We start from the raw sequence: 22,940 nt of genomic DNA on the forward strand, positions 1-22,940 counted from the left end.
TCCCGCTTTTTACTTTGTAAAACTCATGATACAGCTTCAAGAGCTTGCGGTAACGTTCGTTCGTATTCCTTATGTAACACATAACGTTGGACGCCTCTCGAAGCGCTTACTGCTTCCCTCGCATGAGTGATAGCAGTTTCACTGTTACCTGCTTTGAGTTCAATTTCTGCGAGCAGAGCTGATCTCATCCATTGCTTCTTAATTGACTCAAGATGTTCCCGCGCCTGAACACTTTCCCCTTCCTCCAACAGCAGAACCATTTCGTAGTACCTCCGGTAATCAGCATGGCGGATATGCGGCACGGCTTCCCGAACAGCAGCCATGTCATTGCGGTACAGTCCGTAAGCCGCCTTGAATGTTGCCTGTACCGCTGCCTGCTTATGTTTGCTCATTAGCTTCTCCATAACCGTTCTTGATTCATCGTCAAGTCTATTCGCAAGAACATACTGAATATACAGGGCAGGATTGTTTTTCTGGCTGCGTAAAAAGGACTCCACGCGGTCTACCCGCTTCTCCAAAATAGCAGGATAATAGAATTGGGCTATTAAAGCAATGATACAAGCCACCACAGCCCCAACTACTATCAGGATTGGTGAATAGTCGTTGAATAATACGAATAAGACAAACACGAACAGCGCGAAATAAACAGCAATGCTCCAGCGAAAACGTTTCATTATAAATCTCCTTTGAATATCATTATTAACAAGCACAGCTTCCATTAAAAATATTGTATCACAAGTGGAAAGACATGATATTTAACATAGGTTGAGCATGTTTACAGTCACATCCGGGAAAGACTTAACTGTGTTACGATATGTCAATAACTTGCGAAAGAGGTGTGTAATTGAAACTTCCAACAATCCAATTCGGACAGATTACATCGAGAGTTCCTGTTATTCAAGGTGGAATGGGTGTAGGCATATCCTTAAGCGGACTAGCCGCTGCTGTAGCCAATGCAGGCGGGATCGGCACCATCTCTGGTACAGGAATCACTGCAGAAGAGCTGAGAATACATATTCGCAAAACAAGAGAACTCTCTAATGGAATTGGCTATGTCGGTGTGAATGTACTCTTCGCAGTGAAGGATTTTGCCGAGAAAATGAAGGTTGCTTTAGAAGAAAAGGTTGACTTTATTATTTCCGGAGCCGGAATTTCTAGAGATATTTATGCATGGGGCAGAGAATATGATACTCCGGTCGTAACTATTGTTTCATCCGCCAAATTAGCCCGAATCTCCCAAAAACTTGGTGCCTCCGCAATCGTTGTGGAAGGGTTCGAGGCCGGGGGACATTTAGGTACAGACAGACCCATGTTTGATATCCTTCCTGAAGTCTTAGAGGCCGTTTCGATTCCGGTTATTGCTGCGGGTGGAATTCTGACAGGGGATGATATCGCCAAAGCCCTTCGGATGGGCGCATCCGGTGTTCAAATGGGTACCCGTTTTGTAGCAAGCCATGAGTGTGATGCTCCCTTGGCCTTCAAGCAAAAGTATGTAGATGCTCAGCAAGGAGATACGGTCCTGATCAAGTCTACTGTGGGTCTGGAAGGCAGAGCGATTCGAAATGAATTTACAGACCGGATCAGTAACGATGCCAAATTAAAGATAGCCAAATGCTATGATTGTCTAAAGGTGTGTTCACATCGTTTCTGTACAATGGAGTCCCTGCTCACTTCCCTTAGAGGGGATGTTAAGAACGGCTTGGTTTTTGCCGGGTCCAGAGTCCATGAGATTACAGAGATTTTGTCCGTCCAGCAGATTATCGACAATTTAATGAGTGAGTATCAAAGGGCATTGAGAAACACAAATAGCCTGCAGGGATGAGACGTTATTCTCTCATCCCTACAGGCCATTACCCCTATTAGTTTTTCTTAAGAAATGATTTCTATAGTTACCGTGTAAACATAGACACCTTTCTTAATTTTATAGGGATCGTGAATGTTTTTAGTCCAGCCGGTATCTCCGCCAAGACCTGCATGTTTGTAATCAATATTAAGATAAACAGAATCTGAATTTCCCAGCTCGTCTTCATAGGCGGCGTTGTCATATTGCTCAATACTGTGCCCATGAACATCAAAATGGAAATGTCCCGCTGCCGATACTTTTACTGCTTGTTCTTCGGATGACAAATATAAATACCGGACATCCTCCTTACCACCGCATTCTACCGGTAAGATATAGGGAACGTGCTGCTGTTCTACAGTGCTCTCATAGACTCCAACGAATGCGGCAGATTTACGATCCGCGTAGTTTTCCCATGGCCCGCGGCCATACCATTTCATCTTCTTCCAGGCATCAGAGAACTTAAAGCTTAGTCCAATTCTCGGGAGAGTGTCGACCTTGGCATTGTTCACAACTGTATTTGTGATTTCTATCCCTTTGCCGCCGACGGTATAATTGGTTTTGGTTTCAATGCATCCATGATATATACCATGAACTTGAATGATAACAGCAGCCGGTGCTGCAAATACCCGAATATTCTTGATTTCTTTCTCATTGGAATGGAGCCCGAGAGCTTGCCATTCATCTGCATAATTGGACGATTCAAGATGAATACCTCCATCAATGCCTGTTGGAGGGCGATAGAAGTTATTGGTTCCTCCCGTGAAATAATTCTTATGATTGTATTTTACAGAAATGAACTCTGCCGTTTCTTTCGAGAAAAGAACCGTTGTATTTTCATTATAGATACGAATTTCATTTGTCGTTTCATCATACTTCAAGCTATCCTTTTCAATATCTCCGGTATGCACTTGATTAACAGAATCCTTAATCTCTATCTGGCAGGCATAAATACAGGTTCCCTTCTTAGAATAAAAGGTGTCCTCGTCCAAATAAGCATAGAAATTAAGAAAAGCTTCCCCGGAGACTTTAGACGAATCGTATGGCGCTTGAAGCTTATCAACGGAACCGGGTGCTGTGTGATATTTAGGCAAACTACCGCTTTCCATCACATTGCCATCGCAAACCAGCTCCCAAGTCATATTCAAATGGCTTAAATCCCGGTGCGTGTAATGATTATAAATTCGATAGCCATCATTCCCGGGCATGTAATCCATTTGGATAGGAGATTGTACATTTTTGATTTCATTCGCAGCCGGCTTGAGCGTGAGATCTGGGAAAACAATACCATTCAGGCACATATCAGGTGCAGGATCAGTAACTTCTTCCTGGAATGCCCCGCCATAGACATACTTTTTATTTCCGTCTTTATCATGCTTAACCAGCGCTTTATCCTGAAAATCCCAAATAAATCCTCCTTGAAACCGCGGGAATTTATGAATGAGATCCCAAAATTCCTTAAAGTTTCCGTTACTGTTACTTTTCGCGTATGCATATTCACACATAATAAAAGGACGCAAATCCTCGCTTTCAGCCATGACATCCAGGATCCAATCTTTCTGAGGATACATAGGCGCCATAATATCGGAGATGTTTGCCGGAGGATTCAGAGACTCATACTGAACGTACCTTGTTTTGTCATACTCCTTAATCCAGCCGTACATCGCAGCATGATTCGCTCCATAACCGGATTCATTACCCAGAGACCAGAGAATAATGGATGGATGATTTTTATCTCTCAGAACCATCCGTGTAGCCCGGTCCATATACGCATTTGTCCATTCGGGGGATGCGCTTAACTGGCCGCCAAGACCGTGTGTTTCAATATTGGCTTCATCCACCAAGTAAATGCCCAGTTCATCACACAAGTCATACCATTCGATTGCGTGCGGATAGTGACTTGTTCTTACCGCATTGATATTCAGCGATTTCATGACCTTGATCTGCTCGCGCATATATTCTGTTGTTACGGCTCGTCCTGTTTCAGGACAAAAGGCGTGAAGATTGGTTCCCCGTATAATGAGACGCTTCCCGTTAATTCTCAGGATCCCTTTTCGATCGATATTCACTTCACGGAAGCCGACATTCGCGCTCTCAATATCAACTACATTTCCAGACAAATCAATCAGTTCTAACACCAATTTATAGAGATAAGGGCTCTCGTCGCTCCACAAGTGAGGATTTGAAATGGTTTTCGTAACCTTTGCTACATATTTTTCCCGCAGGTAGAAATCACAATTCGCAAACTTTGGCGTTTCAAACTCAGTAACCAATTGCAGTTCGCTATCATACAGGGACAACCGCACATGAGCCTCACCATAACCATTCACTTGATTATTAGGTGCAACCGTTACTTTTAATTCGGCATTGTTGTAATTCCCTGAAAAGAGGGTTTCGATCTTATAATCATGAATGCGCATACGTGGTTTTGCATAAATGAGAACATCCCGGTAGATCCCCGAGAGATGCCAGTAATCCTGATCCTCCAGATAAGTACCAGCTCCAAACCGCATCACCTGAACCGCTATACGGTTTTGTCCCTTTTGAATGTAATCCGTGATATCAAAAGAAGCGTTAAGCTTACTGTCCTGAGAATAACCAACCATTTTACCGTTTAACCAAAGATAAAAACACGATTCTACACCTCCAAAATCGATAAATATATCCCTTTCGTTAAAATGTTCGTCCACTTCAAACGTTCGGACGTAACAACCGGTAAGGTTACTCTCTGGCACATGAGGCGGATTCAAAATGTATTCATTATTCCTGAGTTGAATTTCGTGATGTGAACCCTCCCCTTTTTGAACAAAGGGATACAACATATTGGTGTATACAGGTTTTCCATACCCCGAAAGCTCCCAATTGGAAGGGACCTGAATATTATCCCAATGGGAAACATCATATTCAGGACTATAGAATTCATCCGTTACTTCATCGGGAGACCCGAACATTTTAAACTTCCACATTCCATTCAGGCTATTTACGTATTTAGACTTTCTCCGGTCTCCGCTTAAAGCCTGTTCAACGGTTTCGTATACTCCGTAGGGCTCATGCATGGGATAACGGTTTTTTTGAGTGACATATTGATTTTCCCAATCTCTGCTTAGCTTCATTGGCTTAAATAACACTCCCATCCATTGTTCTAATTGGTTGATCTTTCAATGTAGATACCCCTATAATATAAGGAAAATCCCTTGTATTAAATGTTGAGTATGGTATTTCATTTATCCATTTTGGTAGGAGTGTGAATACATGAATTTTGCAGACATTAATGAAAATGATGTAATCTACCGCTGTATCGGCAATGATTTTAATCAGGGGATTGTATCTTGCGGCTTTATGCGAAAAAGATCAGCAGAGCGTTCTCAATATGATTTTAAGATAGGCTATTACAGCTGTTTTGTAGTATTGCAAGGCAGTGGAACGTTTATTTCGACGGACGGTACCGTTACTCCTATGCAAGCAGGTGATCTGGTTCAACGTTTACCAGAACGTTTGCACTCTACTGCAATTGAACCAGATGGGAATTGGATCGAATTTTATATCAGTGTCGGGTATCCTGTCTATTCCTACTTAAAGACACTTGGAATTATTAATTCCGATAAGGAAGTCCAATCGACACTGCATACGAATGATTTTTTCTTTGATTTTGTTTCCTTGCTGAAAGCCTTGAAAAGTGCAACAGATGAAAGTCTTCCCTCCCTGCTGATGAAGTCTCAGGATTTGATTATCCGATTACACAGTAGCATTCATAATGCTCATAGCAATGAAAATGATAGTAAAATAACAAAAGCCTGCGAGCTGATTAGTGTCTCCAATGATATTCACTTTGATATTCAGGAAGTGGCTGCTGCCGTGAATATGGGCTACGAGAACTTTCGAAAATTTTTCAAAGAGACTACGGGGATTTCCCCTAAACGATACCACACTGAGCATTTAATGAGACAGGCCAAAATGATGCTGCTCTCCGGACTTCCCATCAAACACGTAGCCGTTAGTCTTGGTTACGGGGATATATATTCATTCACCAAACAATTTACAAAGTCAGAAGGGGTATCTCCAGGACGATATATCCGTAAAACAAAACCTGTTCAAAATTAAATCTGAACAACAAAAAGCAACTCATCCGCAGACAAGTTGCTTTATAAATGCTCTATTGTTAACGGATATTACCTTGTGATTATGAGCTCACCGCTTCACCTTATAAAACTCATGATACAGCTTCATCAGCGCCCGCTTCTCAATCCGTGACACATAGCTCCGCGAGATCCCCAGGTCCTTCGCAATCTCCCGTTGCGTCCGCTCTTCCCCGCCTGTATCCAGTCCGAAGCGGCCAACGACGACTTCCTTCTCCCGCTCATCCAGAATATCAAGATTTCGATAGATTTTACTCTTCTCGATTTTAAGGTCCACTTCCTTGATCACATCATCCGCCTCAGAACCGAGGATATCAATCAGCGTGATCTCATTGCCTTCCTTATCTGTCCCGATCGGATCGTGCAGGGACACGTCTTTACGGGTCTTTTTCAACGAACGAAGGTGCATCAATATCTCATTCTCTATACAACGAGCCGCAAAAGTAGCCAGCTTCGTGCCCTTGTTCGGGCGGTAGCTCTCGATAGCCTTAATCAGCCCGATGGTGCCGATGGAGATGAGGTCCTCCATGTCTTCGCCGGTGTCGCCCGAATTTCTTGAGGTTGTGGACACGATACGATGTCGTTTTAACATTTAAAAACGTTCAAGTTAAATTGAAGTTTTCTTTGTTGCAACCCAATGCGTCAACCACTGAAATTTTGGGAGGTATGGCAATCAGCATGCATGTGATCTGGCATCATGTGTCCTTCTAAAATTTCTACTCCCTTATACTTACATAGACGTTTGACGATTTCGATTAAGTCTTTCCTCTCTTGATTATAAATCTCTTTCTGTCTATACTTCGGGGTGAATACAATGTGGTATTTGCACATCCATTTTGTGTGCGCCAAACTATAGCTCTTGTTTGCCATCTAAGACCATTCCTTTCTTTGAGCCTGAATATCTCAATTTTATGGGACTGCTCTTGGTAATCTAACCCTAGATCCTTCCACCAGCATAGCGGGTGTTTTTTTGTTTCGCGCGTTTCACTCACTCAACTGGCTAAAGCCGTAATCAAAAAATCCAACAGAAGTTGGATTTTTTGATTTGCTTATTAGGATACAGTAATGTTAACGATTCTACCCTTTTGCCGTTTGTTCTCGGCCGGATACCCCAAGGCATTATTGACGAACAGGCATCCGTTGCTCATATACGAATGATTGAGATGGACATGCCCTGAGCACCATACCTTGCCCCCAATATGGCCGAGATACCCGGAGCCGTCAAAATAATAACAGCGGCTTATTGGATCATGGGTTTGCTCATCTGAGATATGCGACCAATCCGGACTCACATGCGTGATGATTACATCACTGTCATGAATGATCCGGTCCAGCTTTTCTTTCTGCTCCCAAAAGAATTCCACCGGACGGCGCGGTGAACCGATGGTGTAATTGCGGTCATTCATTTGGTTCGCCCAGATGTCCAGCATATACGATAGACTATGACCCAGCACCTGGATGCCGTAGGCGAAATCATACCATATCCCTATTCCTCCATACCACACGCCATCCCATTCGAAGCAGTCTCCTTCCAGGAAGTGTACCCCTTCGATACTGCCGCCTAATGCCTTCATCTCCGACCAGCGGTTCATTGACGTCTGCAGCTTATAGCGTTCCTTACTGTTCACCAGATAGTAATCATGATTCCCGGCTACAACTAGGATATGGGCATAGTAGCGTTTGAAAGCAAGCAGCAACTCATAGTTCTGCTTATTCAGATGTCCCAGATCTCCGGCAATGACCAGCACCTGAGAAATCTGCAGGGGAAGCAGACTCTCCGCAAACTGCTCAATTTCCCGCAGATTATCCTCTGCCGTAGGACCCTTGCGCTTCAGCCAAAAATCAAGGTGGATGTCAGAAATGAGATCGAATTGGATCATGGTGACTCCTTTGCTAATTGACTTCATTTATTCTTCTGTGAGCTAACCCCCTACTATTCTACGGTTATCCTCGAACCACTTCACTGCCATGAGTGGAGTCAATACAATTCTATGAAGCTCAAATTCAGCTTTTTGGGAATCATCCTCATAGTTATCAAAGGAAAAAGCTTTGTAGGTACTCTTCTTAATGATTTCAATCTCACACTTGAGCATATGAGCTTTAATCCGATTAAGCTCTGCAATGCTTGTTATCCAATCCTCCATTGAAATCGTATATTCTTTCTGAGCGTCTCTAAATCTCACCTTGGAAATGCTCCAGCCTTCAGCTTCGAAATAAGCACATAAGTAGAACGTTAGGTTGTACTTCTGATACATCTTCGATTTCACTTGAAAGGCATTCAATATATTGGATTGATAATTGCAGACAGAGCAAGAGGTAGAATAACCGTACAGCCGATTATTCAAATCCTTGGCGAAGAACATTTTATTGCTGACATCAATTTTTTTCAGATATTGCCGTAGTGTTTCGATCTCATCCTGATGTACGGTCAAAATCCGCTTCAGCTTGAAGTCGAATTGATCAATCATTTTAACTATCGGAAGCTTTACCGGTTTATATAGTCTTTGGACCGTATCTCCGGTTGCAAGCAGACCGTCTACAAATTTCGAAACCTTCGCTATATTAATTTTGGCATGCTTACCATCCCTGTTCTTATGGGGAATTACAGCGATGAAATCACTGGCGACTGCAAAGTCTCTGCCTATTGCTTGGTCTAATTGAACGATTCTCATAATCCTGTTATTTTCAACAAAAGCTACTAAATCCTTATCTCCTAAATTCAATGGTGTCGAGCACATCATGATTTTATTAAATATATTAACGGTATCTGCATGGATCAAGGGATTATCGAACGCCTTCATGATTATTTCAATATCAAAATTATATTTGTCCGCTATGCTCTGCTCCAATACAAAGCTGTCAAACCACTTGTTATTCAGAAGATTATAATTCGTTAGCCCCGTAATCGCTACCAGCTCGGAATAATCAATGTCCGCTATATCTATGCTTTTTTCAATAGGAACCTTGGGATAAGTATATTTGTCCGGCAAATAGACATTCAGCGAACTGTCAGCTTCGAACTCGAACGAACAGCCAGCACTTCTATATTGTCTTATGCGATCTGGTCCCGATAATTCATCACCGTTTCTCCTCATCATTGAAGCTATGTACAAACTACGAATGTAATGAAATAACGGCCCTAATTTGTTCACTCGGTAGCAATCATACACATTTTCACGATTATTGATTTCAAATTGACCGGGAAAGTGATAAGTTCTATCTCCAACCGTCAGAACTACGCGAACAAAAAGATTCTCCCAGGCCGAAAGCTTTAACTCTTTTTGTTCACGCTTGGTGAACAATTGACGACCATAATATAACTCTAACAATTCAAGCAGAGAAATCGAGTAACCTGCTTCTATGGCCGCTTTTTCAAAGTCTGCTGCTGGAAAACGAGTTCCCTTGTATCGAACGCCAAGAAACCCCCGTAGAGTCTTTTCCTCTTCTTTGGTGTGCAGCATTTTCACGGTGCCGAATGCCCCATAGCTTTCAAACTTCTTACGATACAAATCGAAAAGGCGGCTAAATCCACCGCGACGCCGAAAAATCTCGATAAGCTTCCAATTATCCTGCATCGCGGGAGTACTCCTCGATATTTTGCTCTAGCGATAGATGATGTTTTTCTTAGCCGTCCCAATAGTAACGTGCAACAGCGAGTACAGGTGAATCTACAGAGCGAAGAATTTGAGCAATGGAGAGTTCATCTACCGTTTCGTAACAACCCCACAACACCTGGGAGTTCATAATATAATCGAATTCAAAGTCGTGTACAAGTTGGAACATCTGTGCAATATTTTCGCTGTCAATGCCAGCAAACGCCTCATTTAGAGAAATTACACGAGGGGCATCAGGTGCAGCATAAGAATATTTGGCAGCTATCGCTGCAAACAGCGGCGAGTAAATACTCATCGCCTTTTCCCCTCCGCTGAGCTCCCCGAACACCTTGTTCGTAAAGCGCTCCTCTGGAATACCCTTACGCGTGATGAACATATCAAATCGGAACCACTTGCGGTAATCTAGTGCCTTTTTCATCTCTTCAAACACGCCTGTTGATTACCCAAAATAAGGAATAAAAATTGAAAAAAGGCCGTTCTTTCGGTACAATCGATTCCACCACAGAACTCGATTCGAAAGAGGCGACCTCATGAAAAATTCTAGCACGTTAACCCGCTTAGTTCAAACCTTATTGACGGAAGAAGATGTGACTGAAATATTGCAAGCACTGGACTATAAGGACACTGCTACGAAATTCACGGCGAGCCAGCTGCTGCTTTTTTTCATGCATTCGGCTTTAGGGCAGTGGGACAGCTATCGTTCTGGCATAGGAAAAGCAGTGAAGAGTGGCTTAATGCCCGTTTATTACTCTACCTTCTCTTCCAAAGCTGGTGAGGTGCCGTATGAGTTGTTCAAGCAACTCTTTCATCGACTTCTTTCGAAATGCAATCGAGTCACCAAGCGTCATCTGGGCATTCCGAAGAACCTGTTGCTGGTAGACTCTACGACCATTACAGTGGGGAAAACCCGACTGCCCTGGGCCTTGTTTCATGGAGAACGTGCAGGGATTAAACTACATATGGCCTTGTCGGCAGGCACGGAGCAGCCGGTTCAGGTGATTGAAACCATCGGCTCTGCTCACGACGGACCTATTGGAGAACAGCTCGCGAACAAAGACTATATTTTAGTCAATGATCGTGCATACGGAAAAATCAAGCGCTTTGATCAATATGTACGAGAATAACAATGTTTCGTGACTCGGATTAAAGAAAATGTAACTCTGGTTTCCTCTCATTCCCTAAAGAGAGCAGAGAAATCCAACTCCAACGTCGTCAAGGACATCACCTGTTATTTGGGAACGCCCCAATGTCAATCGAAGCTTCGGCACCGTGTTGTCATCTTCACGGATGATTAGGGTCATGACATTCGAGTAGCCACCAATCTCAGGCATCTGGCAGCAGAACAGATCGCAGAGATGTACAAGGCTAGATGGGGAATTGAAGTGTTCTTCCGGTGGATCAAACAAAATTTGAATGTCCCTATTCTGTTTGGGACGACAGAAAATGCCGTATTCAATCAATTGTTTGCTGCACTCATGACTTATGTGATCTTGAAATGGCTCTACGTTCGGTCCACATCTCTTGTTATTGCGTGCAAATCCATTCCTCTTATTCGATTTAAAGAATGTATGCAAACGAACCAATGGCAAGTAGAATGGTTCATCGCCATCGCTAAGATTCTGGATAAGTATGTTTATTTGTCGCGCCTACAAATTCCAGAAACTAGATAATCAACAGGCATGAAAGAATGTATATCAATAATTTCAATATTCTTGACGTCAAAGGGTGTTGTAGAACAAACTGAAATAAAGTAGTTAGTATCATGCCGAAAAGTTTTGAGATACCTAAGATTCTCTTCAACACGGATGCTTGTTGCTTCCTCATTGTTGATTATCGTTGAAAAACTATCAAGTGGTATATCTAATCCCCTTCCCACCCTTTTTATATAACTTTCTTTCATTGTCCAAATTCTGAAAAATTGCTCATTCTTCTGTTCTTGTGAACTTTGTTTTGCTATATACTTATATTCTTCTTGTGCAAAAAAACGTTCAGCTATTTCTAAATTCATTGTAATAATTTGCTCTATATCAATACCTATTTCCATACTATCAATAGCAACAACAACCCAATCCCCTGAATGTGAAATGTTAAACTTTAGATTAATCGGGGGACTCAGCAAAAAAGGCTTTCCATACTCATCCCTGCTAATTTCTATTTCCTCAAGTGGAACGTAAAATAATGTGGTTATCTCTTAAGCCCCCTAATCAAAGTGGAGACCTTGACATGTAAGAGGTACACTAAGAAGAGGGAGTGGAGCCGATGAGAAGCAACAAGTTGTATGACGAACAGCGGATCAAAGTAGCCCAGGAAGCGATCAATGGAACCAAGGTTTCCTTCCTGGCCCGAAAGTACTCCGTCTCTCCCAGCACCATTGCCAATTGGGTGAAGTTCTACAAAGAACGATTTGGAGAAGAGGCCACTCCGTCCGTCCAAGAACGGATTGAAGATGCGGAGCGTGTCCAAGATCTGGAGACGAAGATGGAGACGGCCATTAAGTTATTGGGTGAAAAGGATCTGGAAATCGAACTGCTGCGTGAACTCTTAAAAAAAGCCAACCCCGCTTACAAGACAAACTCGAACTGGCCGACGAAGCGATAAAGCGGGGTTATTCGGCTACACTGGTTCTACGTATCGTGGAGGTTCAACCTTCCACCTATTATGCGCATAAAAAACATTTCCTGGGGCTTTGGAGTGCCCCGGATGCGGTAGTGACTTCGGGTCGTCCGATCCCCGCCTATTCCCTCACTACCGGCGGTCTGCGGGTCAGTGACCTACAGATCGAGGAGTGGCTGAGTGAGCTGGTAGAGGGCGAGGAGAACGGCTATGGCTACCGGAACCTGGCGTATGCCCTATCGGTCCAGCAGGGCTTAATCCTCAACCACAAGAAGGCGTACCGGCTGTGCAAGAAGCTCGGATTGCTTCAGAAAAAGCCGGTGAGGAACCTAAAATACCCTCGGCGTTTAGCGCGAAATCGAGTGGTCACCGGCCCCAACCAACTCTGGCAGATTGACATTAAATATGGATACATTCATGGCTACGACCGCTTCTTTTTTATCTTTGACATGATTGATGTGTTTGACCGCTGTATCGTCGGCTACCACGTAGGAGCGAACTGTACAGCGAAGCAAGTCTGTGCCACGTTGAGGGAGGCCCTAGGCCGACGTTTACAGCCTGGAGATCCCTCACCGGTGATCCGTTCCGATAACGGCCCGCAATTCCTAAGCGACGTCTTTGGCGAGTTGTGTGCGGAAACGCAGCGTCCACTGGAGCATGAGCGGATTCCTCCAAAAACGCCGAATATGAACGCCTACATTGAGTCGTTTCACAGCATTTTGGAGAAAGATTTGTATACGAAAAGGTACTTTGAAACGTTTGAAGAAGCCTATGAAGCGGTCGCAGTCTATATTAATTTTTACAACGAGCGCCGTTTTCATGGCAGTTTGCAGCGCATGAGCCCCAAGCAATACCACGCCGCATGGAAAGCAGGCAAGCTAAAACCGATAGAAATAAAGCTGTAAACAAGATCCTGCGAAAACACGAGTGTTTAGCAGAATGTCTCCATAATTAGGGGGCCGAACCGGTTATCATCTTTTTTATAAGTAGTTCTCCGACTAAGCTCCTTATTTTATCCTTATTAAAATGAAATTTTAATATTTTTCCTTTATTATTGATAAAATTTAGTAAGGGCTCAACCAAAGAAGGCGGAAAATCCGAAATACAAATCCCATATACGGCACATTTTGAGAAAACCATTTTCTATTAAAGGAAGTTTGAATTAGAATCATATCATTCAAATTATAACACTAAATTTCAAATGTTATACATATAAATCCTGCTTTTTTACATAATTGTTTTGAACTATGCGTTTGAATTTCAACATCAAAAACCAGCTAATGCTATGTCAGGCATCTGATGCGTCCGTTTTGACTTTACGCAAACCGGTTCTTCTTGCTCTCTTTGCCTGCTTGAATTGACGAGAATGACTTCATATCCAGCTTGTTGCAAATAGAGCACCAGGATACGGTGATAATGCCAGGCAGGTTCTAAAATAACGGCAGGCTTGCGGGTCGTCTTCTGCTCTAATTCCTACAAGAGTTATTTTAACTTTTTTAACCCTTTAGTAGTTTGCAGAATTTCTTGGACTCGCCCGAACTGTTTTTAGTACGGGGTATACATGCCCAGGGGCTGTCACGTTCTCCCGCTACCTCCATCATAAAATGGCTATTAAAAAGGCCAACCAGTAATCTCTGATTGACCTAATAATACGAAAAAGGCTGTCTAACGATAGACTGAGAATATCGGATTCCGGTAGATTTTGCTCTTCTCGACCTTAAGATACGCTTCCTTAATCACATCGCCGAAGATATCGATCATGTTGATCTCGTTACCTTCCTTATCCGTTCTGAACAACATGTTGCTGCTTGCAAATCCATCCTCCTGCTCACTTGAAGGATGAGGCCGAAGTAATAATCGGGGAGATGATGCAAGGTGGTCATAGTCGAAGTCAGTCGTTCACGTGTTCCTTGTTATCGTCGGCAAATAAATCCCCCTCACATAATGAGTAAAAAAAGCGGCTGAGCAGTGGCGGCAATGGTTGGTATGTTTTTAACGATTATAAAATTGAGAAAGCCTCGCGATGTTTTTATTGTCCGGAGTCAACGCTTCAACTTATTCAGCGCAGTATTCGTCCCGGTCATCCTTAAAAAAGCTATGCTTCATCAATATTTTGACAGTTTGAATATTGGCCTCGTAATCGTGCGAAGCCAATAAGAAAATACGGTCACTGCGGTCCATGAGCTGCGCATATTCTGGCTGAATTGATCGTTGATAATATAAGTCCGAGTGGAAGTAGGACTCTTCAGACCGAACTTTCCCCACTCCGCCGGATCATTTGAACCTCCGAGCCTTACAAGCATATTCGCCGACGCACTATTTATTTTAGCCGAAATTTGCTCGTATGCTTGGGTAATTTGCGTATGAAATTCGTCGATCGGATTGCGGCTGGCAAGGCTCTCCAAATGGATACCTTCGCGAAGGTAAGAAACGTATGCCAGATGTTCAGCCCAGAACTCATCGATATAAAAAAGCCGTACCCTCTGCTCCGAAGGGCTCATACTCTGCTCGCCTTTCAAAATTTCGAGCCGCTCCTTGTATAAAATTCGCCTCTGATCCTCCACCATATCCGAATAACGGTTCAGTTCCTGGTGGATATCGAAGTTTTGGCCCATAATAACGCGCTGAATATGCACGATTTTGCTCCGTAGCATCGGCTCTTCGAGAGCCTCATCCTGCTTATGAGCGCGAATCACTTTATTGATGCCAAGCCGAAGCAGCAACTCGTCCTCCAAACTTACGAAAAATACGGAATCTCCCGGGTCACCTTGGCGGCCAGAACGCCCGCGAAGTTGGTCGTCGATTCGCATGCTTTCGTTCACATGTGTACCAATCACGTACAACCCGCCCAGTTTAGCGACAACTTCTGCTTGCGTGGGGTTGCCGCCGCCGAGCCGAATGTCGACACCACGTCCCGCCATATTCGTGGACACCGTCACGGCGCCAACTTCTCCCGCTTTGGCAATGATCTCGGCTTCTTTTGCGTCGTTCTTCGCATTCAGAACATGGCAAGGTACGCCGGCAAACGCTATCGCCTCCGCCAGCATGTCAGACTCCTCAACGCTTGACGTACCAATGAGAATTGGACGTCCCGTGGCATGAACAGACGAGATTTCTTGCATAAGTGCCTTAAGTTTGGCTTCTTTATGAGTATAAATCCGGTGCGGATGGTCGATCCGTATGTTTGGCCGGTTGGGCGGAATTTGCACGACCTGCAGCACATAAATAGCTTCGAATTCCATTGCGGAAGCGTGCGCGGTAGCCGTCATTCCGCAAATCTGCGGATACAGGCTAATAAAGTGTTGAAGGGTAATTGTCCCGAGAATTTTCCCGCCAGCTATAGGCTGTAGCCCTTCTTTGGCCGCAAGCGCCGCTTGCAGCCCGTCCGGCAAATACCGGTTCTCGGCCACACGTCCAGTATATTCTTCGATCAGCTCGATTTCACCGTTCCGTACGATATAATCGACGTCTTCTTTTAGTAACGCTTCCACATGCAGCGCGCAATTCAATGAAGTTAACAGATGACTATTATGGCTTTCGTACAAATTGCCGCAGCCCAACAGAGCCTCCGCTTTCGCCGAGCCTGATTCATTCAAGTAAACGTTCCGCTCGAACTCGTCGAAGTCGTAATGCTCTACTGGCTGTAGCTGCCGAGCCACTTCTGCGAAACGAATACCGTCGCTCCTGGAAGTGCCGGTCTCGCCGGTGATGACTAGCGGCACCCGTGCTTCGTCGAGAAGCAGTGAATCCGCTTCATCCACGATGACGTAATGGAAAGGTCGGTGCACGGTATCGGCTTCGCTCAGTGCAATCGAGTCGCGCAAATAATCGAATCCCGCTTCTTTAGCCGTAACATAGGTTATATCCGCGGTGTATGCTTCCCGTTTCTCGAACAGGCTCATACCCGTTTGAACCGAGTTTACTGTTAATCCTAGGAAACGGTAAATCGGGCCCATCCACTCCGCATCCCGCTTGGACAAATATTCGTTAAAAGTCAGCACGTGCACGCCTTCGCCGGTTAGCGCATTTAGATAAGCAGGCATAACAGCAGAGAGCGTTTTTCCTTCACCGGTATGCTGCTCGATCAACATTCTCTCGTGCAGTGCGATAGCAGCCATGATCTGGACATCATAAGGCTGTAATCCGAGCTGCCTCTTCGCTGCCTCGCAGACTAACGCATAAGCATCCACAAGCAGTTCGTCCAAAGGTGTACCCGACCGCGCTTCTTTTTGCAGACGGAGGGATTCCGCTTGAAGCTGCCCATCGTCCCATGCTTCCAAGTTCCGTTTCTTGATGAGCTCCGTTTTGTCCTGATAGACTTTCAGCTTATTCTGGTTATCATAGTTTTTGAATTTTTGCATCAGCTTGACGACTAAATTCATCGCAATTTGATCCCTCCTCGGTAGAAATACACGATTCTATAGTGGCTAAAGTATAATCAAAGTCTATCGAAATAGCAATATTTGGATTAACCCGTCGTATTCCCATCCGCACTCCGGAACGTACCGTCCGCCGAATACTCGTAGATCTAGGCCGGATTATCGGTCAACTGCTCCGAAGTGATAGAAATGACGCCGCCTTCCGTAATATCCATTTTTATCATTTATTATTGTGCTGGTCGAGCCATAGATTCCCCCAACACTGCAGCACGGACTGCGGTTAAATGTCAGATGCTTTTTTGTTAATTTTTCTACTCATCCTTTAACCGTCGTTGATACAAAACAACAGACACAATGGTTAATACAACCGTCCATACAAAAGTAATGAGGAGGGGTTTTAATACATCTTCCATCGTAAAGCCTGTATTGCTTATACCTAGCAAATGAACAAGCTGACTGCTCGGCACATAATCCAGCACTTTAAAGATTGGATAATCTTTCACTAACATCTCTCCCCAAGGTGCCCCCATGAATACGAAAGCCACTGGAAGTATAGATAATGATGCTTCAAGCAAAGTCTTGGAGAATAAACCACATATCGTCCCGGCTGCTATATAGAGAATAATCGAAAGAATGAGTGTTGGCACGACCGCCCATATACCAGTTGGATCATAGCCAAATATAAACGTAGCAATAGCCAGAATAACAGCAGACATTACAAAGACTAAAGAACTTTTACCGATTAGGACATCCATGGCTGTGGCCGGAGTCATCATTAACGACCGTAAAGTGTTACGCTCTTTTTCTTCCGCAATCAAACATGCTTGTGCGAAACATGTTAGTAATACAAACGAAGTATTAAAAAGAAAACCGCTGGCTCCAGGCAAACTCGAACCTGCCTCCCGAAAAATAAATGCGAGAATAATTGGAAAAATCAACATAATAGAGATCGCATAATTGCGTGAAAACTCTTTATAATCCTTCGTAAATATCGCCCAGACACGTTTTAATGAGATACTCATAGTAACTCACTTCCTGTCATTTTAATAAAGATATCACCCAGACTTGGCTCTTTTGTTTCTATTCGATCAATGAACCCTTGTTTCATCCAATCAGCTATTTGATCAGCTGTTTCCTCACCGATCGGGAGTTCGTATGCTTCCCCATTAATTAAGTCAACACAAACTACGTTTTCCCGATACTGTTTTTTTAGTTCCCTTGGTGAGCCGATTGTTTGAATTTGTCCTTGATACAGAATCGCTACACGGTTACACATCAATTCGGCCTCAGCCATATCATGTGTTGTTAAAAAAATCGTTGTCCCATTCTCATTTAAGTAGCGTAAGCCTTTATAAATATGTGCTGAGTTTACTGGATCTAAAGCCGAAGTAGGTTCATCTAAAAATAATAGTTCGGGCTCATGGATAATCGCACATGCCAGCATGACACGCTGACGCATCCCTTTCGATAAGAGATTGACTTTCTTTTTACGCTCCCCGCTTAAGTTTACAAACTGCAGCACCTTATCGACCGCAGATCTGGGAAGGTCATATAACTTACGATACAGCTCCAGATTTTCCTCAATACTTAATCTCTCATATAGACCACTGTTATCCGTCAAAATGCCAAAACGCATCTTCTGTGAAGACTGCTGCATCATCTTCGCTGGCTGGTTAAATACACTTGCCTGACCACTTGTCGGATTTAACTGCGCAGTTAAAATCTTGATTAATGTTGTTTTTCCTGAACCACTCGGACCCAGGAAACCAAAAATTTCACCTTTCGGAATTGAAAAAGACACATCTGTTAACGCATCCTTATTTCCAAATCTCTTTCGAATACGTTCTACTTGTATAACATCCACAAATACCACTTCCTTAGAATTGATGACTTAAATATATATAGATTACATGCTTGCAGCCATCAAAACCCGCCGAAATGTAGCTGTTAACGCCTGAATGGTACCTATGAATGCTTGATTGGTTCGACATTACTCCGGAAATTAAATGTTAAGGAGTGCTTTTAATTCATGCAATTTTGAACGAGATAACGGAACCACGGCATCTTTATCTGTAATTAATCGTAAGCTGTAGCTATTCTTCGTCCATGTAATAATCTCTCTAACTTTTTGCAGATTAACGATGTATGATCGATGGCACCTATAAAACCCGAAATTTAATAATCTCTGCTCGAGCTCAGTTAGCGTCAAACCACAACTATAATTTTCCCCACCCACATGAACAAGGATCGAACCCTCTATACTTTCTATAAAATCAATTTCAGGCGGATTAAATAAAACCACTTTGTCATTTCTTTTTGTAGATATCTTCTGCAAGATAATATTGGCCTCATCTTGTTTCTGCACTTCTTGCTTATCCTCTTCTGAGTCCCGAATATCCATTTGATGAAATCCGGACTCATTCAATCGATAAATTGCGTTACAGGATATAATGGCATCCTCTAAATTCGAAGTTAAAATTAATACTTGCTTTTCTTTCGAAAGGTCAACTAGAATTCGTTTAAATTGACGACGATCTTGCTCTTCTAAGTAAAAATAGGGTTCCTCCAGTACAACTGTAGGCTGATGCGCAAAAAAGATACGCAGCAATGTCACAAACATTCTTTTCGATGGGCTTAGATCCTTGATTTTTACCTTCCATTCTTCTTTTAAAGCAAAATAATCCATTAACACGGCGGCACGCTCATGCCTTTCCGATATTTTAATTAAAAAAGTGATTAGCTCTTCCACCGTTAAACGCATATACTCCCTTTGACCAGCTCGAAATAAATAATATTGGGAATGATTCACTAATTGATTCATTAAAAGTTGCTTTCGCTTCAAGTCCGTTATAATCCCAATTGATTGGTTCGATGTCAGACTTAATTCGATCTTCGGGATAAATAATTCCCCACCATAATACATCGGTTGAAATTGCATACCTTCCTCCAGGTTAGTTCCGCTATATGATATATATAACAATTATAATGTCTAGATACTTTTTTGTCAGTTTATATTTAAACTTATAGTGTTATGTATTCTCTAATCCATATCAGTTGTTATCATATACTTTACATCCGATCCTCTGTCAGGCTGTAGCTATGAATGGAGAAGATGCTGGTCGTTTACCGAGTGACAGTAAGCCAAGCGAATTTTCGTTGTTTTTAAGGAGTAAGCACTTCCAAATCCATTTTAAAAATTTGTTGTAGCTGGTGTGGATTTCGGCCTGTCCGACGACTTGGCTAATATACTGCTGTCCATTATCCGTTCGAATAACCGGTCGGATGCCAGCAAACATAGCAACCAAGAATTTCTTTGAGCTGCTTGTTCTCGCCTTCTAGGGAATGAAACGGCGGTGAAGGCGCGTGTATACCTTAATCGTCTTGGACGAAGTGTGCCAATCTAAATGCTCTGCTAGCTCCATCCAGCTATAATGCAGCTTAAGGTTACTGTTATGTCGATGAGTAACCTGAGAAGCATGGCCGCTTCCTTGGCCTCTTGAAATAACCTGCTGTTTGAACTCGATTGTAAACCTTCCTTGTTGCACAATAAAATCCCCTCCATTGGCTCTGCATCCAGCTTCACACTGTTAAGTGTACTAAGCACAAATCCAATTTTGGGGCTAAAGAGAGAGCACGATCACCGAGACATTCTTTCGTGCAATCAGTTAAACGAAAAGCTCGCGGTTTCAGAAACGTTCAAACCTGATTGCCATGGTCTACATGACCACTACCAAACTTTGGTTGCCAATACTTTTAGCACGCAGATCCTAAATCTATCTTTAAAATATGTTCCTGCATGCAATATGCGGTAACCCTGAACTTTAGCTATTAAAATGGCTTGCTCGATTGTTCTTTCAGATGTGGTTTTTTCTTACCGACACTCTCGTTATTGGCGGTAAGAGTCCTGCCCAAAACACAAATGTTTGGCGTTGTCGGGAACACGCCCATATCCACACCTTTTCTGAAACCACATCCGGGCCCCTGCTTCAACTTTTTGCACTTTCCACCAGTTGAACACTGCAAGTGCGTATGTCCGCGGACACCCCCGAGACCTGAGAGCCGCCCCACTGGAATCGATGTTGCCCAAGCTGTAATTTTATGTGTATAGTTCACACGCTGCCTTGAGAAAAGCCGTCCTGACTTCCTCAACGTCAATCTTGTAGCTACAGCGAAGGGAGAAAATGAACCCGTCGGCGTAAGATGTTGCGATACAGTTAAACAGCGAATAGATCGGCAGCGGATTCGGCTGTTTCACGACGGTATCGTCGTAGCTTTCCCGCAAACTCCCCTTGGCGCTATTGCCCAAATAATTAAACATGAACAGATCGACATGCTCATAATTTTCCCCAAACTGTACGAACCTCTTGGTTCTGAACCAGTCGTAACGACAAGCAGGATCAGTGAGCAGATGCATAAAATTAAGGTTTTTATCCTTCAAAAGATCCAGCCGGGCTTTGACGGAACGCATTGTTTTATCCGTATTCCACCCCGTATCAATGAAGAGAGGCACAAAATCAATAAATTCGCCGACCGTATTGTAGTATGACGCTTCTTCATATCTTCGTCCGTCGTATAAAAAAAGCAAGGGGAAATGATCCGTCTCTAAGTAGGCCTGCAAGCCCTTGGTATAAACAGAAAGCGCACGCTCCAAGGAATGTTCATTGGACGGAATAGTAACATTGAACAAGAAGGCTTCGTCACTCGTTCGATGCTCCAGCCGGCGTAAAATATTCTGCTTGCTTCGGTGAAATGCCTCCAGTTCAAAGGCTGAAATCAATTCTTGCTCGGAGATGCCTTGCGGACCGCTTTGAATATGCTTGACATACTCAAGAAAAGGCTTCACTTCGTCAGATGGCGGAACTTGATTTAGCAGAAGACTTCTGTAGTAAGAGACCATCTGCCGCTCGATGACTTCGGTTGTCACCCGGTCGCTAAGAGCATGATGCAAAAGTCCGATCACATAATGCTCGCGCAAATTTCGTTTTAACAGAATCATTTGATACAAGATGCGCTCCCCGTCGTACCGAGTGTTGTGAACGAAATCTTGCAGCATGTCCATAAACGGACCGTACGAATTGTAGCCCGATACGTCGATTAAATAAAGCTTCGGCGGACGGGAGGAAAGAAAAGCGTATTCTTTCCAGCAAACGCATGGCTCCCCTTGGACGGGAACGCTTCTCAACAAACCATGACGCTGCACGAGTTGAGCGTAGGACTGGTCTAATAGTGTATAATTCACGTACTCGTCCAGCTTGAAGAAAACGATGCTAGGAGGCGTTTGGAACTTGATTTGCATCTGTTGTATCGCCCCAAACGGATACACCTGCACCACTTGACCCTTTTTGATCCACCGATCAGTTTGAAGGTACTCATCCTGAAGCCTCGCGCGAATGGTTGTTGCCTCATCCGTTTCTATTTTGTTTAAACAGAGACGCCGGAAAAAAACTTCTTCATCGATCGTCTCGTTCGGATCCACTTCAATCCTTCGATGCAGAGGCACGATATAGTGTGGTAGCAGATTTTTGGTGACCTTCCCGTTCATCATCTGTACGAGGCTTTCGACACGATTCTTTTCCACATCGTCGCTGTATAGAATGTTAATATTTTTCGTTTCTTCGAACACACCTCTAACTTGATACGAGACCAGTTCATACATGCCCTCCGTCCCCCGGTGCAGCCAGGAAACGAGAGTTTCCTTCGCTTCGATGAGGCCTTCCTGCTCCTTAGCCGGTTGAAGGTAAGCGGCGAGCGCTCGGATCGATTTATAGTGATAAATATCCGTTAAGGTAACACGGCAGCCTGCCTTTTCCATTTCTGACATCAACACCAGCGCTTTGAGAGAATGCCCCCCGAGGTCAAAAAAGCTGTCCAGGACACTGAGCCTTGGAACACCTAATACCACTTGCCAAATCTTCGCCAGCTTGGCCTCCAGCTCCGTCTCGGGCATTGCTTGTTCTGCTCCGTTTTGTAGGCTTTCTTCCGGAGCCGGCAGCCCTTTTCGGTCTACCTTGCCGTTGACGGTGAGCGGAAATTGCTCCAGACGCACGAAGTAGGATGGAATCATGTACTCCGGCAAACTACACTTCAAATACGCACGCAGCCCGGAAGCCTCGAATACCCCGCCGCTCACCACATACGCGCACAGATAAGACTCGTCCTTCTCGTCTTTCCGGGCGATGACCACCGCTTCCTTCACGTCCGTGTGCTGCAGCAGACGATGTACGATTTCTCCCGCCTCAATCCGGTATCCCCGAATTTTCACTTGCTCGTCAATTCGGCCCATGTATTCCAGGTTTCCATCCGGCAGCCATCTCGCCAGGTCTCCCGTCCGGTACATCCGCTCCCCAGGTTCAAACGG

Annotated in this window: 18 protein-coding genes and 2 pseudogenes; 6 read left to right on the top strand and 14 right to left on the bottom strand. The window is 43.8% G+C overall.

Annotation, left to right across the window (positions count from 1 at the left end; translation table 11 throughout):
* Nucleotides 1–23: 23 nt before the first annotated feature.
* On the bottom strand, nucleotides 24–674 hold the full coding sequence (locus ACFSX3_RS26140) for a hypothetical protein (protein ID WP_209993658.1): 651 nt from the start codon (nucleotides 672–674) through the stop codon (nucleotides 24–26).
* A 170-nt stretch (nucleotides 675–844) separates the two neighbouring features.
* On the opposite strand from ACFSX3_RS26140, the gene ACFSX3_RS26145 reads away from it, so the two are divergent.
* Nucleotides 845–1,822, top strand: a complete 978-nt coding sequence (locus ACFSX3_RS26145) for an NAD(P)H-dependent flavin oxidoreductase (RefSeq protein ID WP_379313435.1) — start codon at nucleotides 845–847, stop codon at nucleotides 1,820–1,822.
* A 47-nt stretch (nucleotides 1,823–1,869) separates the two neighbouring features.
* Here ACFSX3_RS26145 and ACFSX3_RS26150 read toward each other — a convergent pair whose 3' ends face one another.
* The gene (locus ACFSX3_RS26150) at nucleotides 1,870–4,953 is read right to left on the bottom strand and encodes a glycoside hydrolase family 2 TIM barrel-domain containing protein (RefSeq protein ID WP_209993659.1); all 3,084 of its coding nucleotides are present in this window, start codon (nucleotides 4,951–4,953) and stop codon (nucleotides 1,870–1,872) included.
* Between the two features lie 139 nt (nucleotides 4,954–5,092).
* On the opposite strand from ACFSX3_RS26150, the gene ACFSX3_RS26155 reads away from it, so the two are divergent.
* Entirely contained in the window at nucleotides 5,093–5,941 is an 849-nt protein-coding gene (locus tag ACFSX3_RS26155) for a helix-turn-helix domain-containing protein (protein WP_209993660.1), read from the top strand.
* An 87-nt stretch (nucleotides 5,942–6,028) separates the two neighbouring features.
* Here the strand turns inward: ACFSX3_RS26155 and sigK are convergent, their stop codons facing one another.
* The 5 genes and pseudogenes from sigK to ACFSX3_RS26180 all read right to left on the bottom strand — a co-directional run bounded on the left by sigK (nucleotide 6,029) and on the right by ACFSX3_RS26180 (nucleotide 10,008).
* Entirely contained in the window at nucleotides 6,029–6,568 is a 540-nt protein-coding gene (gene sigK / locus ACFSX3_RS26160) for an RNA polymerase sporulation sigma factor SigK (RefSeq protein WP_379257395.1), read from the bottom strand.
* A 40-nt stretch (nucleotides 6,569–6,608) separates the two neighbouring features.
* Nucleotides 6,609–6,846: pseudogene (gene tnpA, locus ACFSX3_RS26165) on the bottom strand (IS200/IS605 family transposase); the annotation flags it as partial.
* A gap of 182 nt (nucleotides 6,847–7,028) precedes the next feature.
* Nucleotides 7,029–7,856, bottom strand: a complete 828-nt coding sequence (locus ACFSX3_RS26170) for a metallophosphoesterase family protein (RefSeq protein ID WP_379313438.1) — start codon at nucleotides 7,854–7,856, stop codon at nucleotides 7,029–7,031.
* Between the two features lie 42 nt (nucleotides 7,857–7,898).
* Nucleotides 7,899–9,551: a TIGR02679 domain-containing protein gene (locus ACFSX3_RS26175; RefSeq protein ID WP_379313440.1), complete on the bottom strand. Its 1,653-nt coding sequence runs from the start codon at nucleotides 9,549–9,551 to the stop codon at nucleotides 7,899–7,901.
* Between the two features lie 49 nt (nucleotides 9,552–9,600).
* Nucleotides 9,601–10,008: an SbcC/MukB-like Walker B domain-containing protein gene (locus tag ACFSX3_RS26180; RefSeq protein ID WP_379313442.1), complete on the bottom strand. Its 408-nt coding sequence runs from the start codon at nucleotides 10,006–10,008 to the stop codon at nucleotides 9,601–9,603.
* 112 nt (nucleotides 10,009–10,120) lie between these two features.
* Here ACFSX3_RS26180 and ACFSX3_RS26185 point away from each other — a divergent pair, with 112 nt between their 5' ends.
* Both ACFSX3_RS26185 and ACFSX3_RS26190 read left to right on the top strand, forming a co-directional pair.
* Nucleotides 10,121–10,714, top strand: coding sequence for a transposase (locus ACFSX3_RS26185; protein WP_379313443.1), 594 nt, complete (start codon nucleotides 10,121–10,123; stop codon nucleotides 10,712–10,714).
* A 180-nt stretch (nucleotides 10,715–10,894) separates the two neighbouring features.
* The gene (locus tag ACFSX3_RS26190; RefSeq protein WP_379313450.1) at nucleotides 10,895–11,260 is read left to right on the top strand and encodes a transposase; all 366 of its coding nucleotides are present in this window, start codon (nucleotides 10,895–10,897) and stop codon (nucleotides 11,258–11,260) included.
* Here the strand turns inward: ACFSX3_RS26190 and ACFSX3_RS26195 are convergent.
* Nucleotides 11,224–11,778: a 4'-phosphopantetheinyl transferase family protein gene (locus tag ACFSX3_RS26195; protein ID WP_379258913.1), complete on the bottom strand. Its 555-nt coding sequence runs from the start codon at nucleotides 11,776–11,778 to the stop codon at nucleotides 11,224–11,226. The genes ACFSX3_RS26190 and ACFSX3_RS26195 overlap by 37 nt on opposite strands.
* A 71-nt stretch (nucleotides 11,779–11,849) precedes the next feature.
* On the opposite strand from ACFSX3_RS26195, the gene ACFSX3_RS26200 reads away from it, so the two are divergent.
* Entirely contained in the window at nucleotides 11,850–12,188 is a 339-nt protein-coding gene (locus tag ACFSX3_RS26200) for a transposase (RefSeq protein ID WP_039310863.1), read from the top strand.
* 20 nt (nucleotides 12,189–12,208) lie between these two features.
* Nucleotides 12,209–13,108, top strand: a complete 900-nt coding sequence (locus ACFSX3_RS26205) for an IS3 family transposase (RefSeq protein ID WP_379313452.1) — start codon at nucleotides 12,209–12,211, stop codon at nucleotides 13,106–13,108.
* 784 nt (nucleotides 13,109–13,892) lie between these two features.
* On the opposite strand, the pseudogene ACFSX3_RS26210 reads toward ACFSX3_RS26205, so the two are convergent.
* The 6 genes and pseudogenes from ACFSX3_RS26210 to ACFSX3_RS26235 form a co-directional block, all read right to left on the bottom strand.
* Nucleotides 13,893–13,991: pseudogene (locus tag ACFSX3_RS26210) on the bottom strand (RNA polymerase subunit sigma-70); the annotation flags it as partial.
* Nucleotides 13,992–14,308: 317 nt separating this feature from the next.
* Nucleotides 14,309–16,585: a preprotein translocase subunit SecA gene (locus tag ACFSX3_RS26215; RefSeq protein ID WP_209993663.1), complete on the bottom strand. Its 2,277-nt coding sequence runs from the start codon at nucleotides 16,583–16,585 to the stop codon at nucleotides 14,309–14,311.
* 308 nt (nucleotides 16,586–16,893) lie between these two features.
* Nucleotides 16,894–17,604: an ABC transporter permease gene (locus tag ACFSX3_RS26220; RefSeq protein WP_209993664.1), complete on the bottom strand. Its 711-nt coding sequence runs from the start codon at nucleotides 17,602–17,604 to the stop codon at nucleotides 16,894–16,896.
* Nucleotides 17,601–18,446, bottom strand: a complete 846-nt coding sequence (locus ACFSX3_RS26225; RefSeq protein WP_209993665.1) for an ABC transporter ATP-binding protein — start codon at nucleotides 18,444–18,446, stop codon at nucleotides 17,601–17,603. Before ACFSX3_RS26225 ends, ACFSX3_RS26220 begins: the two co-directional genes overlap by 4 nt.
* A gap of 138 nt (nucleotides 18,447–18,584) precedes the next feature.
* Nucleotides 18,585–19,520 carry a LytTR family transcriptional regulator DNA-binding domain-containing protein gene (locus ACFSX3_RS26230; protein WP_209993666.1) on the bottom strand — a complete coding sequence of 312 codons (936 nt, stop codon included), beginning with the start codon at nucleotides 19,518–19,520 and terminating at the stop codon, nucleotides 18,585–18,587.
* A 1,158-nt stretch (nucleotides 19,521–20,678) separates the two neighbouring features.
* Nucleotides 20,679–22,940, bottom strand: a 2,262-nt coding sequence (locus ACFSX3_RS26235) for a phosphopantetheine-binding protein (RefSeq protein WP_379313446.1), incomplete at its 5' end; no start/stop codon positions are given.

It is taken from the genome of Paenibacillus rhizoplanae (genome assembly GCF_042684125.1).
Lineage (GTDB): Bacteria > Bacillota > Bacilli > Paenibacillales > Paenibacillaceae > Paenibacillus_AQ > Paenibacillus_AQ rhizoplanae.

What these genes read in the sequence shown, in the direction of transcription:
- ACFSX3_RS26140 (WP_209993658.1), bottom strand. Translation starts at nt 674, where the DNA reads ATGAAACGTTTTCGCTGGAGCATTGCTGTTTATTTCGCGCTGTTCGTG.
- ACFSX3_RS26150 (WP_209993659.1), bottom strand. Translation starts at nt 4,953, where the DNA reads ATGAAGCTAAGCAGAGATTGGGAAAATCAATATGTCACTCAAAAAAAC.
- ACFSX3_RS26155 (WP_209993660.1), top strand. Translation starts at nt 5,093, where the DNA reads ATGAATTTTGCAGACATTAATGAAAATGATGTAATCTACCGCTGTATC.
- sigK (WP_379257395.1), bottom strand. Translation starts at nt 6,568, where the DNA reads ATGTTAAAACGACATCGTATCGTGTCCACAACCTCAAGAAATTCGGGC.
- ACFSX3_RS26170 (WP_379313438.1), bottom strand. Translation starts at nt 7,856, where the DNA reads ATGATCCAATTCGATCTCATTTCTGACATCCACCTTGATTTTTGGCTG.
- ACFSX3_RS26175 (WP_379313440.1), bottom strand. Translation starts at nt 9,551, where the DNA reads ATGCAGGATAATTGGAAGCTTATCGAGATTTTTCGGCGTCGCGGTGGA.
- ACFSX3_RS26180 (WP_379313442.1), bottom strand. Translation starts at nt 10,008, where the DNA reads ATGAAAAAGGCACTAGATTACCGCAAGTGGTTCCGATTTGATATGTTC.
- ACFSX3_RS26185 (WP_379313443.1), top strand. Translation starts at nt 10,121, where the DNA reads ATGAAAAATTCTAGCACGTTAACCCGCTTAGTTCAAACCTTATTGACG.
- ACFSX3_RS26200 (WP_039310863.1), top strand. Translation starts at nt 11,850, where the DNA reads ATGAGAAGCAACAAGTTGTATGACGAACAGCGGATCAAAGTAGCCCAG.
- ACFSX3_RS26215 (WP_209993663.1), bottom strand. Translation starts at nt 16,585, where the DNA reads ATGAATTTAGTCGTCAAGCTGATGCAAAAATTCAAAAACTATGATAAC.
- ACFSX3_RS26220 (WP_209993664.1), bottom strand. Translation starts at nt 17,604, where the DNA reads ATGAGTATCTCATTAAAACGTGTCTGGGCGATATTTACGAAGGATTAT.
- ACFSX3_RS26230 (WP_209993666.1), bottom strand. Translation starts at nt 19,520, where the DNA reads ATGCAATTTCAACCGATGTATTATGGTGGGGAATTATTTATCCCGAAG.